At 62.7% G+C, this 16969-nt stretch carries 11 protein-coding genes; 10 read left to right on the plus strand and 1 reads right to left on the minus strand.

The features are described 5' to 3' along the window. Window positions 1-2118: 2118 nt before the first annotated feature. The 9 genes from D8Y22_RS10700 (at window position 2119) to D8Y22_RS10740 (ending at window position 12987) form a co-directional block, all read left to right on the plus strand. The gene (locus D8Y22_RS10700; RefSeq protein WP_141464702.1) at window positions 2119-2400 is read left to right on the plus strand and encodes a hypothetical protein; all 282 of its coding nucleotides are present in this window, start codon (window positions 2119-2121) and stop codon (window positions 2398-2400) included. Continuing rightward, window positions 2397-3065, plus strand: coding sequence for a CIS tube protein (locus D8Y22_RS10705; RefSeq protein ID WP_141464703.1), 669 nt, complete (start codon window positions 2397-2399; stop codon window positions 3063-3065). Before D8Y22_RS10700 ends, D8Y22_RS10705 begins: the two co-directional genes overlap by 4 nt. Before the next feature lie 72 nt (window positions 3066-3137). Beyond that, a complete protein-coding gene (locus D8Y22_RS10710; protein ID WP_141464704.1) occupies window positions 3138-4163 on the plus strand; it encodes a phage late control D family protein in 1026 nt (341 codons plus the stop codon). Then, the gene (locus tag D8Y22_RS10715) at window positions 4160-4906 is read left to right on the plus strand and encodes a phage baseplate assembly protein V (protein ID WP_141464705.1); all 747 of its coding nucleotides are present in this window, start codon (window positions 4160-4162) and stop codon (window positions 4904-4906) included. The genes D8Y22_RS10710 and D8Y22_RS10715 overlap by 4 nt, the downstream gene beginning before the upstream one ends. A 2-nt stretch (window positions 4907-4908) precedes the next feature. Further along, complete coding sequence (locus tag D8Y22_RS10720; protein WP_141464706.1) at window positions 4909-5199, plus strand: PAAR domain-containing protein; 291 nt, start codon at window positions 4909-4911, stop codon at window positions 5197-5199. A gap of 2 nt (window positions 5200-5201) precedes the next feature. Further along, window positions 5202-5600, plus strand: a complete 399-nt coding sequence (locus tag D8Y22_RS10725) for a GPW/gp25 family protein (RefSeq protein ID WP_141464707.1) — start codon at window positions 5202-5204, stop codon at window positions 5598-5600. Between the two features lie 120 nt (window positions 5601-5720). Further along, window positions 5721-8903, plus strand: coding sequence for a putative baseplate assembly protein (locus D8Y22_RS10730; RefSeq protein ID WP_141464708.1), 3183 nt, complete (start codon window positions 5721-5723; stop codon window positions 8901-8903). Beyond that, complete coding sequence (locus D8Y22_RS10735; protein ID WP_141464709.1) at window positions 8903-10843, plus strand: putative baseplate assembly protein; 1941 nt, start codon at window positions 8903-8905, stop codon at window positions 10841-10843. The genes D8Y22_RS10730 and D8Y22_RS10735 overlap by 1 nt, the downstream gene beginning before the upstream one ends. A gap of 2 nt (window positions 10844-10845) precedes the next feature. Beyond that, complete coding sequence (locus D8Y22_RS10740) at window positions 10846-12987, plus strand: phage tail protein (RefSeq protein ID WP_141464710.1); 2142 nt, start codon at window positions 10846-10848, stop codon at window positions 12985-12987. A 156-nt stretch (window positions 12988-13143) separates the two neighbouring features. Here D8Y22_RS10740 and D8Y22_RS10745 read toward each other — a convergent pair whose 3' ends face one another. Further along, window positions 13144-15045, minus strand: coding sequence for a DEAD/DEAH box helicase (locus D8Y22_RS10745; protein ID WP_141464711.1), 1902 nt, complete (start codon window positions 15043-15045; stop codon window positions 13144-13146). A gap of 131 nt (window positions 15046-15176) precedes the next feature. Between D8Y22_RS10745 and D8Y22_RS10750 the strand changes: the two genes are divergently transcribed. Beyond that, on the plus strand, window positions 15177-16919 hold the full coding sequence (locus D8Y22_RS10750) for a methyl-accepting chemotaxis protein (RefSeq protein WP_141464712.1): 1743 nt from the start codon (window positions 15177-15179) through the stop codon (window positions 16917-16919). Window positions 16920-16969 lie beyond the last annotated feature (50 nt).

Genomic DNA, 16969 nt, shown 5'->3' on the forward strand with positions numbered 1-16969 from the left:
GCGCGGCGAGTCGGCGACGCGAGCGACCGCATCGCAGCATCCGACCGCATCGACGACGTGACGGGAGTCCAACATGTCGATCCCGGATCGAATCGTCCGGACGGGTTCCGCGCTCGAGGCGCAGTAGTGAATCCGGGATCCAGGAGCAGTCAGAGACGGTCGCTGGACGCGCGAAGCACCGGCGACACGCCGAGCAGCGACGACCGAACCGGAACGGTAGCCACCACCGGCGTCTACCGATCGGCGGAGGGGTCGGAGCGTCCGAGCCCGGAGGACTCGAGCAGTTCCCCCGTCCGATCGTCACATCGACCGGTGAACCGAGAGCACATCTGGAGACACCGGCCACGAGAGAGCACTCATCCCCAGCAGACGCCGACGACGGCAGAACAGCTGTCGGCGATTCGACGGAGTGGCGATACGATGGCAATGTCTCGAGCGACTGCGGGGGCAATCGATCACGCTGTCACCCGTTCCATAGCACGGCAACGACCAGTTCCAGAGGGACGCGGTGACATCGGTGACCGAAGCGTGTCGGTAGAATCACCGAATGCCGTTCCGCGGCTGCAAACCGGACACAACAGGACTGATGCGCCGACTTCGGAGACAGAACGTACCGGTGCGACCGAACGTCGTGTGCCGTCACACAGTATGCGGGCGGGGCCGCCCGTGTCCGAGAACCGCAGGTCGAGTCCCGGGTCGTCGCACGAGGTGCCACCGCAGCGGACAAACGGTGATCGAACGAGCGGTATCTCTGGCCGGACTCCGACCGACGGTACCGACGGGTCCCGAGTCGAGCAGGCACCGAACTGGCCCGGAGAACGCGAGACACCGACGGCACTCGCGACGAGTGCGTCTGCACCCAGAGACAACAGTTCGATCGACCGGGTGTCCGTTCCAGGAACGATCGGGAGCGGCGACGGTTCCCGACGGACAAGTGACAACGACGCACGGACGAGTAGGAACCACGCACCTGGACACAGCCGCGCTGTCGACTCAGCAGTAGCTCCCACCCCGGTGCGAGCGTCTCGGACCCAGCCCGAGACGGCGGAATCGCGAACGGACGTGTTACAACCGGAAAGAGCGGCTGTGACGGACCGAATCGAGGTCCACACACGCTCGTCAACCCCTCGTCTCGCTACGAGCAGCGGTGTGTCGCGTTCGCTGACCGAGCCGGCCGGTTCGTCTCGAGACGAGCCGGCAGTTTCGACCCATGGCGATCGCGGTCGGCCCCAGAACCGGCCCACCTCGTCGAACCCGGAATACGGTCCGACAGGGGCAACGCGACTCGGGAACGATACTCGAGTGGTCCAGAGACAGTCTCACCGGCGTGAGACCCCGCCCCGATCACGGTCGGAATCAGCGGTCAGTCGACAGACGAGTGACGGTCCGACGGTCGGATCCGCTGCCGACGGCGGGTCGATCGAGACGGTGACGCTCGAGCCAGAACGTCAGCAACCGCCTTCGATCCGTCGGTTACCGATTCGTCGTGTGGACGGGCACGCCACAGTCGTCGGAGTGAACACCCGATGGCAGCGTTTCGCCGATACCTCGTCGGCACGTACGGCATCGAGTCGGGTTCGCTCGGCTGCCAACGTCCGGGAAGTCGAACCGGTCGCATCCAATTCCAGATTCAATATAAGTAAATATAAGATACAGCAATCAGAAAGAGAAGGTGAAGAGTCGATGGGAGGGACAGTTAGCCCGGGCCGGCCCGGTCTCGTCTATCGGACATCTCGATCGACCGGGATCACCGATGCCGATGGGGACGAGCCTCGGTACGACACCACAGCGCAGGCACCAGCACCACACACCAACAGGAGTCGAGTCGACGACCATCGTGGGGACAGCGTTCTGGCGTCCCGTTCGGGTCCAGACGCCGGCGGGCATTCGTCCACGATGGGGACTGACTCGAAATCGAGGCGTGCCGGCCGGGACGGGTCCACACGTCCGCAAGCGAAGAGACGGAATCGCGATTCGCTGGAGCGCCAGGGAGGCAGCCGCCGACGTGAATCTGTCCCGAATCGAGCAGCCATCGACGGTGAACACCATCCCGAATCCGACCGACCATCGACTCGAGTCTCCGGCCGAGTCGATGGTTCCGCGACGTTGCCCGAGGCCGTGCCAGCCGACGACCGATTCGACGGGTCCGACAATCGCCGCCGCGGCCGGACCGACCAGCAGTCCCGGAGGACGACACAGCTCCCTCAGGACCACGGTCCGACACGGTCCAATCACGCCCAGGCTAACGACCGGTCACGGTCCGGTGGCGAGCGTATCGACATCCCGTTTCCGGATGAGTCCTTGCGGTACGAGGCCGACGTCGATCGGGTTGTCGAACGGCTCTACCGGAAACTCGAGCGTCGGGAACGAATCGAACGCGAACGGAGGGGGAAGCAATGACGAACGGAAAGCTAGAGAAGGCACAGATAACCATCCTCAACGGCAAAAAGCAAGGTGACCAGATCGAGTGTAAGTTCAATCCGAGTTCGTACACGCTCGAAAAGAGCGTCAACTACGGCGAGATGAAAGCCACGGGATCGGGCGCATCGATCATGCAATTCGTCGACGGCAACGCAGAGACGCTGTCGATGGAGTTGTTCTTCGATACGACGGACGAACTCGGTTCGGAGAACTCGTCGTCAGCGCAACTCGATGTCCGTGAGAACTACACGAAATACATCGATCACTTGCTGGCTGTCGACGGTGAACTCCATGCACCGCCGGTCTGTCAGTTCGTGTGGGGGGATGGGATCGATTTTACCGCACTAGTCCAGCGTGCAAACAAACAGTTCACAAAGTTCCTGCCAAGCGGGATCCCGATCCGGGCCCGAGTGTCGATACTCTTCAAGGAGTACAAGACGGCAGATTATCACAAATCGGAGGTCTCCCCCGAGTCGACGGACAAAACGAAAGTGTGGACGGTTTCTGAAGGAGATACTCTCTGGTTGATCGCAGACGAGGAGTACAGCGACCCAGCACACTGGCGAACGATAGCGGATCAAAACGAGATCGACAACCCCCGTGCAATCGAGCCGGGTGAGAAACTCGAGCTGCCGCCACTGTAGTATGAGTACGGACACGACATCACGTCCGAGTAACTATGACGACGACCGTCGAGTCAGGGACGGTGATGAGACGTGAGCTACAGCGCCGACAACCATCCTCGCTACTCGCCGCGGTTCAAGGTGATGATCGGCGACCAGACGTTTCAGGAGCCGGGTGGTCGGATCGCCGACCTGGTCGTTGAGACGTCGTTCGAGGGTGCAGATCGGTTTTCGTTCGGCCTCAACTTCCCGTTCGACGAGGAACTCGACGAGTTTGCAGGCTTGTCCTGGGACGAGTTCGAGGTCGGAACGGACGTCGAAATCGCGATGGGATACGGTGACGACGGTGAGTTGACACCGCTGCTGTCGGGGAAGATCAGATCGATTACCGGCGAGTTCACCGTCGATCACGGTCCGGAAGTACAGGCCGCCGGCTACGGGCTGTTGTGGGATGCGATGCAGGGGTCGCGGGCGGACTCGTGGGAAGCGTCGACTATCGGCGACGCCGTCGAAGACGTGCTCTCGATGTACCCCTTCTCGTCCGTCGACATCGAGAGTGCAGATATCGAACGCGAAAAGCTCGTCCAGAACGGCTGTAGCGATTACCAGTTCGTACACGACCTGGCGACCACGTACGGCTTCGAGTTTTACGCAGAGCGTGATACGGTGAAGTTCATTCCACGGTCGTCGGCGATTTCGGACGAACCAGTTGCACAACTGTGGTACGGCGAGGACCTTCACGACTTTACCGGCGAGATTTCCCATCGCCGGGACACCCACGAAGTCGAGGTCAGATCGTGGGACATCGAACGGAAAGAAGAAATCATCGAGACTGCGGGCAGTTCAGACGCCAAACACAAAGAGGTATTCAGCGTGCCAGCTATGTCACCAGACGAAGCCGAACAGATCGCACGAACGAAACTCAATCAGTTTTCCGACGAAGTCGTCCAGGGATATGGCGAAGCCGACGGAATCCCCGAAATCCGCGCCGGAGAGACGATCAAACTCGTCGAACTCGGCGATCGGTTTTCCGGGATCTACCACGTAACGAAAGCGACCCACCGGATGGGTAGTGCTGGCTACCGGACGACGTTCGAAGCAGTCGAGGTGGGATCGTGAGTCAACCGGGGGTTTTCGACGGGGAGACGACCGAGGACGGCATACAGGGTGTCGTTGTCGGTATCGTCACCGACAACGAGGATCCGAAAGATCTCGGTCGGGTCAAGCTACAGTTCCCGTGGCGAGATGCCGACGACGAGAGTCACTGGGCTCGCATCGCGACGCCGATGGCCGGCGACGGGTACGGCGCGTACTTCCTGCCGGATGTCGACGACGAGGTGCTCGTGGCGTTCGAAAACGGAGACATCCATCGACCGTACGTCGTCGGTTCGCTCTGGAACGGCAAGCAAACACCACCCCAAAAGAACGACGGTGACAACAACGTGCGAGAGATCCGTAGCCGGAGCGAACACCGGATAACCTTCGACGACGACAGAAACGGCGACGGCGGGAGTATCTGTATCGAGACCAGTGCCGGACACGAAATCGTCATCGACGACGCGGCCGATCAGGAGACGATCACGATCCGCGACGACGATGCGACCAACCGAATCGTCCTCGATTCGTCGGACGACTCCGTCGCGATCGACGCCGGCGACGAACTCGAGCTCTCCGCAAAACACGTCACGATCGACGGCGACAAAAGCGTCGAAATTAGCGGGGGGACGACGGTCGACATCAAGAGCAAGAACACCGTCGATGTCTCGGGGAAAGCGAACGTCGACATCGACAGCGGCGGCCTGATGAGTATCGACTCGACGGGGCCGTTGACGATCGAAGGCGCCATTATTCGACTTAACTGATCATGAAACCTGCTGCACGAATTGGCGATGGGACCGCTCATGGGACGCCATTGATTGGAACGGGGAGTCCGAACGTATTCATCGGCAACCGACCAGCGTGGCGGGCGCTCGCCGACGTTCATAGCTGTCCGCTAACTTCCGGCGTGGTCCCACACGTCGGTGGGCCAGTGATTGGCGGTAGCCCGACCGTCCTGATCAACAATATGCCGGCGGCGCGACTGGGAGATACGATCGTCGAGAATGGCCCTCCGAACAAGATCGTGTCTGGATGCCCGACTGTGCTGATCGACTAACCATGGCCGAGGAATTTCTCGGGACTGGGTGGCAGTATCCGGTCACGACCGACCACCGTGGTGACATCGAAACGTCCGACGCGGAGGAGGACATTCGCGAGTCGATTCGGATCATCTTGGGAACCGCGAAAGGCGAACGTGTCATGCGACCCGAGTTCGGCTGTGACATCCACGATCACGTCTACTCGGCCGCCTCGCCAGCGACCCTGAATCTCATCGAGAGTAGCATCCGCGAGGCGCTGGTCCGGTGGGAACCCCGCATCGATATCGAGAACATCGACGCGACGACAGCGAACGACGATCCCAACAGGATCCTGATCGAGATCGAGTACTACGTTCGGACGACGAACAGCCTCTCGAACATGGTCTATCCGTTCCACATCACGGAAGGTGACGGATGAGCGGAGAAAACAGACGGCTATGCGACTCATGAATCGATCGACGGCGGACGAGATCGTTCGTCGTCGAACCGATCGATGGCTCCAGACCGCCCGAAACGAGGTCTGTCGTACCGACACAGTATGACCAGTCCGGAACCGATCATCGACGACCGCGATCAGGAGGAACTGTACGAGACGTTGCGCCGTCGAGCAGCTGCATACACCGACGATTGGGACCCGGAGCGTGGAGACGTCGGTCGGACGCTCGTCCGTATCTTCGCGTCGTTCGAAGCCGACATCCGGAACCGCCTCAACGAGGTCCCGGAAAAACAGCTTCTCGCTTTCCTCGATGCACTGGACATCGACCGGCGGCCACCACAGGCAGCCCGCGTCCCGCTCTCGTTTTCGGTCTCCAGTGATCTCGAGCGAAACGTGCCAATCCCCGGCGGAACGACGGCGATTGCGGATCCGGCCGACGGCGACACACAGCAGTTCGAGCTCTCACGGGAGGCGGGATTCGAAGCGACCCCTGCGTCGCTGTCCGACGTTGTCGCGGTTGCGCCGAAAGACGATGCGATCGTCGACCACGGCGCGCTGCCGGAAGGTGAACCAGCACGGCTGTTCAGTGGCGCCTCGATACAGTCTCACGCACTCTATCTGGAAAACGAGAGCGCGCTCAACGTGGCGCCTGGCTCGAGCTTTGGGCTCCGGATCGAGTCTCGAGATGGCGCGGAACGGATTTTCGAGGAGACGCGCTGGGAGTACTACGGGGAAGACGAACACGGCGAACTCGGCTGGCACCGTCTCGAGCGCGTCGTCGACGGTCCACCCGAGTCCGACGATGGCGGTGTCGTGGAGCTCCAGGAACAGTTACAGGAACACGCGGGGACGAGTGGGACCGACACCAGCGACCGTGAGGACGTCACCGAACAGCGGTTTCGCCCCCCCGGCAAACCGACAGTGCACGAGGTCAACGGCACCGAGGGGCGGTGGATACGCTGTTCGTTACGGAACGACACGGTCGTCCCAACGTGGACGATCAGCGCTATTTCGATACACGTGACGAGCAACGACCGGGATGGTGGGCTCGATCCCGATATGTTGCTGTCGAACGACGTTCCACTCGCGCTCGAGGAGGGCCGATTTCGTCCGTTTGGGCGCGTTCCGCATCCGCCGGTGACGTTTTTCGTCGCCTGTGAAGAGGCGTTGACGACGCCAGGCGCCACGGTGGAACTCGAGTTCACCCTGCCGAACGAGTCAGCATCCGGTGGCGAGCGTGGGACAGACCGGTCGATCGACGGCGGCGACGATACTGGGACTGATCGTAACCCGTTGTCGGGGGCGCTGCCCGACCTCGAGGGGGCAGAAACGAACGTGAACATGGGGCTTCTGGACGGGCCGCCCGAGATTTCCTGGGAGTACTGGAACGGAACGGGATGGACGCGACTGGAATCCGTCACCGACGGCACCGACGCGTTTCGAACGGCCGGTCGCGTCCGGTTCGAAGTCCCATCGGACATCGCCCAGACGACGGTTGCGGGCCACGACGACATCTGGATCCGCGCGCGTCTCGTCAGTGGAACGTACGGCCAGCCATCGCTCGAGGGATCCGACGGTTCGATGCCCCCAACACTCGTGAACCGAACCGACCCACCGGTTTATGCAACCCTACGCATCGAGTACGATCACACCGATATCGGGTTCGAGACGATCGTTCGGCAGAACAACGGCGCGTACAGCGACGATCTGACGGCCCGTCGATCCGGGTTCGATCCGTTCGTTCCCCTTCCGGACGACGAACAGACGGCGTATCTCGGGTTCGATAAGCGACTGGAGGACGGACCGATAACCCTCTTTTTCGTCATCGACGACGCCACGTATCCCGAAACGTTCGACCCTGGCGTTCAGTGGGAGTACTGTGTCGACGATGGTGGCCCGACCTGGACGGAGCTGGACGTTCGCGACCAGACCGGCGGACTGACCGAACGGGGAATCGTCATGGTGACGTTTCCGACGCCGACGGACGAGGTCGAACTGTTCGATCGGCGGCGACACTGGATCAGGGCGCGACTGACGAAAGACCAGTTCACGATCGATCCCGACGGCGACACGTCGACGACGCCGGCGAATATGACCACGGAACGAACGACCCTTTCCCCGGTACTGTCGGGGATCTATCCCGATACGCGGTGGGCGTACAACAAGGTTACAATCGAGGACGAGGTTCTCGGCTCGAGCGACGGCTCCCACGAGCAGTCGGTCGCCTGCTCGCACGCACCGGTGATCGATATCGATCTCTGGGTCGACGCCCTCGAGACGATGTCGGCCGGCGAACGACGGCGTCTCCTGGAAGAATGGCCGGCGGATGTCAGCCGGGACCACGACTCACGTGGCGAATTGAAGGCGTTCTGGGTCCGATGGGAAGTCGTCGACGACTTCCTCGAGTCGGGTCCCCAGGACAGACACTACGTCGTCAACCGGACGTTGGGGACGATTCAGTTCGGAGACGGAGACTGTGGCAAGATTCCGCCGAGTGGGCAGGACAATATCAAAGCTACGTACACGACTGGCGGCGGAAGCGATGGAAACGTCGATCCGTGGACGATAACCGATCTCAAAAGTTCGATCGCACTGGTCGACTCGGTCACGAACCCGACATCGGCCAGCGGTGGGACCGGCATCGAGTCGTCGACGACGATGGTCTCACGGTCGACGAACTGGCTTCGTCACCGGGGCCGAGCAGTGACTGAACGTGATTACGAGCAGGTTGCAATGGCCGAGTTTCCGGAACTGGCTCGCGTAACCTGTGTTGCCGATACGGAGAACCCGGTGACCGTCTACATCGTTCCGAACGCACAGCGGGAGAAACCCGTTCCGTCGATGGAACTGAAACAGCAGGTTCGCCGGACGCTTTACGACTGTGCACCCGCGTCGGTGGTTGCAGACGAGACCCAAGATATCGTCGTCCGCGGTCCGGAGTACAGTGAGCTATCAGTTCGAGCGACGGTGCAGGCACACAGCGTCAAGAGCGTGTCCCTGCTTACATCGGCGATCGAAGACCGACTCGACGAGTTCTTACATCCGTTGACGGGTAACGATGGCACAGGGTGGGAGTTCGGGACGCTTCCCTCGCAGGACTCGCTCGCCGATGTCATCACGGCCGTCGACGGGGTGGGGGCCGTCTCGAGCATCGGTACGTCGGTCACGGTCAACGACGGGCAACGATCGCTGGCCGATCGGTGCGGGCAGGAACTGTTATCGACGGATACGCTGGTTTGTCCAGGACGACACCAACTCGCAGTAACGATACCGGAGGAACAGTAATGGGACTCGATCTACCCGAACTCGACGACAGGGAGTACGACGCGTTACTCGACCAAGCGACGAAACTGATCCCGGCGTACTCCGAGGAGTGGACGGATTTCAATCCCCACGACCCCGGAATGACGATCGTGGAGGTGCTCGCGTGGCTTACCGAGACCCACACGTATCAACTTGACCAAATTACGGACGACCATCGGAGGAAGTACCTTCAGTTGGTCGGCTATCGGCCACGAGCACCGACAGCGGCGACGGCCACGGTTCGGGTCGGCGTTCCCGAAGCACTCGGCGGCAAACGGCTTCCGGCAGGTGCACAACTGGGCGTGACCGACGGCGTCGACGACCGGTACCAGTTCGAGACGGAGAGAGACCTCGTCTGCGTAGACGCCTGTGTCGACACCATCATCAGCGACGTGGATGGGGGGAGCGATCACAGCGAAGCAAACGCCGCCTCGGGATCGTATTATCGGCCGTTCGGTCGCCGCGTCGACGAAACCGATACTGTGTACGTCGGATTCGACGACGATCCGTTCGCCGAAACGGATCGGGTCACCCTGTACGTCGCGTATCACGACGACGACCTGCCAGATCCACCCGAGCCGACGGACGACGGACGGCAACCGACGTTCGATCCCTCTGTCGAACTCGCCTGGGAGTGCTATCGAGACGATGGCTGGGAACGGTTGACCGTTCTCGAGGACGAGACTGACTCGCTGTACCGAGGTGGTATCGTCGAACTCGAAGCCAACCCCACAACGCAGGCCCGGAGATCCGAGTCGGTTCCGTCCCAGGTTCCCGACAGCGCGGCTGCCTGGATCCGCTGTCGCGTCGATACCGCCGGCTACGAAATACCACCGCAGCTCGATAGCATCCGAACGAACGTCGTCACCGCGACACACGCAACGAGCGTCGAAACCGAACGGTTGGATCCCCTATCCGACGGATCCAGCTCGAGAACCGTTCGGGAATTCGATAACCAGACGTATCGCTTCGCAAACAAACCAGTGCTCTCTGCACGAGTGTTCGTCGATGGACAACGGTACACGGAGGTTCCCGACTTCGACGCCTCCGGGCCCGAAGACTGCCACTACGTACTCGACCGGGAGGCAGGATACGTAACCTTCGGTGACGGATTCAACGGCACCGTTCCGCCGGCAAACGCGACGGTCATCGCCGACTACGTGTACGGTGGCGGAGAACGCGCCAACGTCTCGGCGGCAGCCAGCTGGCAACTCACCGATCCGGGGACCGATTTCGAGGCCGAGGCCCGGACTCCGTCGATCGACGTGGCGCCGCTTGGACCTGCGAGTGGTGGGGCCGACGGTGAAACGGTCGCGGAGGCGTTACAACGGGCCAAACGCGATCTCGATCGGCCGAATCGCGCAGTGACAGCGTCGGATTATCGGCGTCTCGCTGCACGGACACCTGGTCTCAGGATCGGCCGGACGCACGTAACGGCCGACAGCGAGGGGGTGACCGTGATCGTCATCCCGTACGCGCCGGCAGATGTCCCGAGCCCCGATCCGAGTGCGGCGTTCCTCGATACCGTCCGCACGTACCTCCGGGAGCGGACCCTGTTGGGCGATCGATTCACCGTCGTCGGACCACAGTACGTCCGACTCGAGATCACGGTGAGTGGTGAGGTCCGCCCACAGTACGCACACAGCGGCTTCGAATCTGCGATCGTCGATGCGGTCGAATCGTACTTGCATCCACTCGACGGGTTCGATGGCGACGGATGGCCGCTCGGACGCTCGCTCGAAATCGAAGCGCTGCGCGACAGTATCGCGGATGTCGATCCCGTTGGAAAGGTATCGGACCTTTCGGTCACCGCACACGGTGGGACGCCCAGCGGCGACCGGATCAGGATCGGCGAGACGGCGCTGTTTTCGGTCGAGTGCGTGACAGTCGAGATGCAACGATCCACACTGCGAAGGGGATAGAAATGACGTTTTCCTACACTGTAACGACGAGTGAAACCGACTGGCAGGAGTGGGCGACGCGAAACGTCCAGCTCACCGACGGCGGTGTCGCGCTCGCGGAGACGACCGCGATCCGTTCACGGCCAGTTGGAGAGTCGGTCAGCGACGTCACTGTGACTTCAACCGGCGTTCGATACGTTCTCACGACGGACGGCGACGTCTACCGCTACGAGGGGACATCCGAGACCCGGAAGCTGGTAGTCGACGGCACCAGCCGTCGAGAGTGGACGCCGCGGTTGATCACGGCGAGTGACTCCCGGCTGTTCGTCGTCGACGAAACCGGGTCGGTCACCGCCTTCGCTCCCGAGACGAGACGAGAAACGGAAACGTTCGAGACGGCCACTGACGTCCCGACCGCGATCACCTACGAGCGTGGGACACTACACGTTCTCGACGAATCCGGGTCGCTCGTCTCGATCCGCGGGAACGAACGGGCCACGAACCGATCGTCGGTCCCCATCGTCGATGTCGCGACTGTGCCGGACGGTATCGTGGTACTAACGTCGACGGCGGACGGACACGAGGTGTGGCGGTTTCACTCCGACCAGGACGAAACACACAGCGACAAACTGCTCTCGGCCGGGGACATCGTTGCCGGCAGAGACCAGTTCACACCGACGGCGATACTGGTTGCCAGGGGATCGATCGTCCTGGCCGGCCACCTCGAGGGTCAGGACGAACACGCGCTCTTCGAGTACGAGCCGGCAACCGAACACCGTTCTCGCCTGCTCACCCTCGAGAACGCAGGGCCGATCGAGACGCTCGTCGGAGATGTGTCCGATGACGGCCTGTGGTCGATGTATGCAATCGATTCGGACGACCGATGTCTGGCGCTGACCGAACGGGTCGAATACGTCCAGTGTCCCAATCGAAACGCCCACACCGGTTTCGCCGTGACGAGATACGATTCCGGAACCGACCAACTCGAGTGGCACCGGCTCGTTCTCGACGTCGCTCGCGTTCCGGCAAACACCAGGGCCCGAATCCGATATTACGCGACGGACGAACCGCTGGTGTCGCTTACGGCTGGTGGGACGCGACCGGCAGAGTCCGCGGATTCCCCGGACGATCACGCGCAGTTTGTCCCGGCCGACGCCCGCGAATCGCTTCGATCGATCGGCGTGACCTCCGGGCTAGAACTGGTGCGTACTGGTGCCGAAACGATCGCAACACACCACGAATCAGCGTCGCCGGAGACGGTTCGGGAGTGGCAACGGACGGTTTTCGATTCGCTCGTCGCTCGCGCCGAATCGACGTGGGCCGTCGCTGACGTAGACGAGTACCCAGACGTCTTGCTGGACGACGCGACGGGCCGATATCTATACGTCGCGCTCGAACTCGTGGGCACGCCGACCGAATCACCGCTCGTCGACACCGTGACGGCGTACTGTCCGCGCCAGTCGTATCTGCGCTACATGCCGGAACTGTACCAGGAAGACGACCAGTCGGCGGCATTTCTCGAGCGGTTTTTGTCTATCTTCGAGACGTCGTTCGTCGATATCCAGTCCGAAATCGAGGGTATTACCCGGTATGTCGACCCGTACGGCGTGCCGAGTGACTCGCTCGAGTGGCTCGAGGACTGGCTGGCGGCCGACGAGTATCGCGAGTGGCCCGAGAGTGCCCGCCGCGAATATCTCGCACGGGCACCCGAACTCTACGAACGCCGGGGAACACGAGCAGGGTTGCGCGAGTTGATCGAACTGTACCTCCGTCATGCCGTCGGCGAGAGACCGGACGAGTCGGGTCGCTCGTCCGGCGATACGCCGACTGGTCACCGGTTGTTCTTCCTCGGGCCCGCGGACCTCGAGCAGGCCACCGACGGTACCGCCGGTGGGGGCTACGAGTCACTGGTTCCGGCGGACGGGTCGGTGGCCGTCTGCTGTGGGCCGTTCGACTCCCCAGGCGACGAGGCCGGGGTCGAAACGATCGTCGAGACGGAAACACCCGCACACGTCGACGTGACGATGCATCCGATGACCGACGAGTTCGAACTCGGCCGGGCGGCGTTTCTCGGGATGAATACGCGACTCGGCACGGAGTCGTTCTCGCTCGGCGATGCGGCGCTCGGTCAGGATACGTACCTGAGTCCGTCCAACGAGCGATAACTCGGTCGATCGAACTCGTCGCCTGTGTACTGGGGTACCGTCGGCGGGTCGAGATCCCACTCCAAGGAGGGTCGGATGGAGGGCTGGAACAAACCAGTGACACGATAGCAGGCCGACGGCGATCAGTCGCTACCGGTTGTTCATGGACCGTTCTCGCTACCGATCGCCGTCGTGTTCGGTAACCTGTTCGCTGTCGACCGTCTCCTCGCGCACCGTCATTCCCTTGCGGCCGAGGTGCTGGAGCTGTCGGCGGGCGAAGTCCTCCTCGCGGGTACCCCGCGTCGCGAGCACGTAGACGAGCGCGCCGCCGGCGGGTCGCATCGTCCGGCCCGCACGTTGGGTGCCCTGTCGCCTCGAGCCGCCCAGTCCGGAGGCGACGATGGCTAGATCGGCGGTGGGGAGGTCGATCCCCTCGTCGCCGACCCGAGAGACGATCAGCAGGTCGCGTTCGTCGCGTCGGAACGCCTCGAGGAGGCGACGACGCTCGTGGTGGGGCGTCTCGCCGGAGAGGAACGGCACCTCGAGCGCGTCGGCGAGTTCCCGACCTTGCTCGAGATAGTCGACGAAGATCAGGGCCTTGCCGTCGGGGTGGGCCGACAGCAGGTAGCGCACCTCGTCGATCTTGCCGCGGTTTTCGGCGGCGATCCGGTAGCGTTCCCGGCCCTCCGCGGAGCTGTAGGCGTTTCGCTGTTCCTCGTCGTCCCAGGGTACGTAGCGAATCTCGAGTTCGGGTTCGGCGACGAAGCCGGCGTCGAACAGCGCCTGCCAGTCGGTGCCGATCGGCGGGCCGACGAGCGTGAAGATTTCGGTCTGGCGGTCGTCCTCCCGGATCGGGCTCGCGCTCAGGCCGAGTCGGTGCCGAGACTGCAAGCGCGTGCTCCGCCGATAGACATCGCTTGGCACGTGCTGGCACTCGTCGAAGACGACGAGTCCCCACTCGCGGTCGTCGAACAGCGAACGGTGGCGATCCATCCCCGCGATCTGGTAGGTCGCGATCGTCACGGGCCGGACGTGCTTTTGGCCGCCGTGGTACTGGCCGACCTGATGGGCCTCGAGCGAGGTGTATTCGAGGATGGTGTCGTTCCACTGGCGCGCGAGGTCCCGACTCGGGACGAGCACGAGCGTCTCGCCGCCGACGTGGGCCATCGCGCCCATCGCCGCGACGGTCTTGCCGCTGCCCGGCGGGCCGACGAAGACGCCCTCGCCGCGCTCGGCGAATCGGTCGACCCAGGTGCGCTGGTACTCCCGCAGGGACACCTCGAGAGCGATCGCGAGATCCTCGCCCGATTCGAGGTCGCGGTGATCCTGGACGGGATACCCCGCCTCGTAGAGGATGCGCTTGATCGCGGCTTCGGCCCCCTCCCGAACCCAATCCTCGGTCTCGGAGATCGGCGCGTGGACGTGTTCCTCGTCGAGTTTCTGGCGGGCGACGTTGCCCATCACCTCCGGGTTGTCGCCCTCCAGCACCGTGTAGCCGTCCTCGTGGGTCGTCAGCCGAAACTGGTGGGCCCGATCCCACTGACTCCGGACCCACTCCTCCAAGGGATCCGAGCGCTGGTCGAGCGCCTGGCGCATCGTCCGCTGGAGGTCCGCGAACGAATCGTGTGGCGCTTGCCAGACGTCCGCCGGGCGAACGACGTACCGATAGCTCTCCTCGCCGTTTGCGTCTTCGAGGTGGGCGAACTGGGAGAGTTGCGCGCGCGTGAACTGATCGGGCCGATCGACGACGATCTCCCGGCGCTTCGGAAAGACGACGACCCGCTCGCGGTCGGTCAGATCCTCGAGTTCGGTCGGATACCAGACCACGGGGTCGGTCGAGACGGACAGTCGCTGCAGGTCACCGGCCTCGGCCAGGGCCTCGAGTCGCTCGGTGGCCACAGCCTGCGAGTACTCGAGGGCGTCGGCGACCGATGCGGCCGTCAGCACGGGGCGGCCGACGTGCTGGCTCGCCTCGTGGAACGTGGCGATCGAGAACGGTTCGTCGGTCGGCGCCGGTCGGTCGCCGTCCCCGTCGGCGGGGAGGTCTTCGGTGGGGTCGGCGGATTCCTCGTCGGTCACTGTCGGGGGGTAACGGGACAGCGGGTAAACCGATTTCGTTCCCCCGCACGTGACTGTTGATCGAGCCAAGCACTACAACGAGATGGTAATTGACCACGGATTTAAGTACACGATGGCGAATCTATTCGGATATGTCGACCGTTTCTAGCGAGCCGTTCGATCCGGGCGATGGGGAGGCAGACGGAAGCAGAACCGACCTCCGTGAGCGGTACGAATCGCTGCTCTGGGCGTCGATGGATCGATTGGGGATCACCGAGAGCGTCGAGCGCAAGATGGTCACGGCAGTGTTGTTGCAGTTCTGTTCGACGATCGCCGTCTTCGCACTGCCGTTGGTCTTTCTCGGCCCGGCCGAGGCATTTGCCGTCTTCCCGACGAGCCAGATCCTGCTCACAGTCGTCGTCTTCGCACTCGCCGTCACCGCGTTCGTCAACACGATGTTGATCGCGAGACGGGACATCATCGAACCGATTCAAGAGCTCCAGACTACCGCCGATGCGATCGCAAGCGGTCAACTCGAGGATCGACCGCCAGAGACCGACCAGGTCGACGAGACTGGGGATCTGCAGCGGTCGTTTCGCGACATGCACGCGTACCTGACGACGGTGGCGGACCAGGCTGATGCACTCGCCAACGAGGAGTTCGAAGCCGACGTTCTCGAGGAAGACGTTCCCGGCGAGTTCGGCGACTCCCTCGAGCGGATGCAGACCGGCCTCCAGAGCCGGATCGACGACCTCGAGGAGAGTCGCGAGCGGATCGAACGCCAGCGTGCAGATGTCGAACGTCGAAACGAGGCACTCGAGACAGACGCCGATCGCATTCGGTCGGTGTTGGCGGCGTGTGCCGGCGGCGATTTCACTAACCGGGTCGAGATCGAGAGCGACCAGGAGGCGATGCGCGAGATCGCGACGGGCCTGAACGTCATGCTCGACGACGTCGAGTCGACGCTGCACAGCGTCCAGACGCTCGCCGACGAAGTCGAAGACGTCGGTCGTGACGTCTCGACGAGCGTGACGGAGATGGAACAAGCGAGTGCAGACGTCAGCCAATCCGCCGAGGAAATTTCGATCGCCACCGATGAACAGAACGATCGGTTCGAGGACGTTCGCGGCGAGATGGCCGACCTCTCGGCCACGATCGAAGAGATCGCGTCGACGGCAGACGGCGTCGCGGGCGTCTCGAGCGACGCCGCTTCTCGCGCGCGCTCGGGTCGAGAAACTGCAAGCGACGCGATCGACGAACTCGAGCGTTTGGAGCGTCGGTCGGCGGCGATCGTCGACCGTATGGAGGCCCTGGATGCGGAACTGGCGAACGTCAGCGAGATCGTCGAGATGATCGACGAGATCGCCGAGGAGACGAATCTGCTCGCGGTCAATGCATCGATCGAGGCTGCCCGTGCGGGTACAGACGGGAGTCGGTTCGCAGTGGTCGCAAACGAGATCAAATCGCTCTCGGAGGAGACCGGTGAGGCGACTCGAGAGGTCGACGAGATGGTCAGCGACGTGCAGGCGTCCGCCCAGGAAGCCGTCGAGGAGATCCGACAGATGCAGGCAGATGTCGTCGAGGGCTCCGAGACGATCGAAGAGAGCCTCTCGGTGCTCGAGGAGATTGCCGATCACGTCCAGGAGGCAAACGACGGCGTCCAGTCGATCAACGACGCGACCGACGAACAAGCACGAACCAGCCAGGAGGTCGTCGCGATGGTCGACGAGGCGACCGATCAGAGTCAACGAACGCTCCAGGAAACCAACAGCGTCGCCGCGGCCGCGGAGGAACAGACCGCCACGGTGTCACAGATTTCGACGGCTGCGGAGTCGTTGTCCGAAACCGCGACGGAACTCAACGGCCAGTTAGACGAGTTTACCGTCTCGAGTTAAGCGTACTCGGGTCGAGACGGGGGCGGTTCGGCCGCTGTCACGATCGGAAG

It is taken from the genome of Salinadaptatus halalkaliphilus (assembly GCF_006543045.1).
GTDB classification, from domain to species: domain Archaea; phylum Halobacteriota; class Halobacteria; order Halobacteriales; family Natrialbaceae; genus Salinadaptatus; species Salinadaptatus halalkaliphilus.

Excerpts from the sequence above, each read along its gene's own strand:
- D8Y22_RS10740 (WP_141464710.1), top strand. The coding sequence starts at position 10,846 with ATGACGTTTTCCTACACTGTAACGACGAGTGAAACCGACTGGCAGGAG.
- D8Y22_RS10725 (WP_141464707.1), top strand. The coding sequence starts at position 5,202 with ATGGCCGAGGAATTTCTCGGGACTGGGTGGCAGTATCCGGTCACGACC.
- D8Y22_RS10720 (WP_141464706.1), top strand. The coding sequence starts at position 4,909 with ATGAAACCTGCTGCACGAATTGGCGATGGGACCGCTCATGGGACGCCA.
- D8Y22_RS10750 (WP_141464712.1), top strand. The coding sequence starts at position 15,177 with ATGTCGACCGTTTCTAGCGAGCCGTTCGATCCGGGCGATGGGGAGGCA.
- D8Y22_RS10735 (WP_141464709.1), top strand. The coding sequence starts at position 8,903 with ATGGGACTCGATCTACCCGAACTCGACGACAGGGAGTACGACGCGTTA.
- D8Y22_RS10730 (WP_141464708.1), top strand. The coding sequence starts at position 5,721 with ATGACCAGTCCGGAACCGATCATCGACGACCGCGATCAGGAGGAACTG.
- D8Y22_RS10705 (WP_141464703.1), top strand. The coding sequence starts at position 2,397 with ATGACGAACGGAAAGCTAGAGAAGGCACAGATAACCATCCTCAACGGC.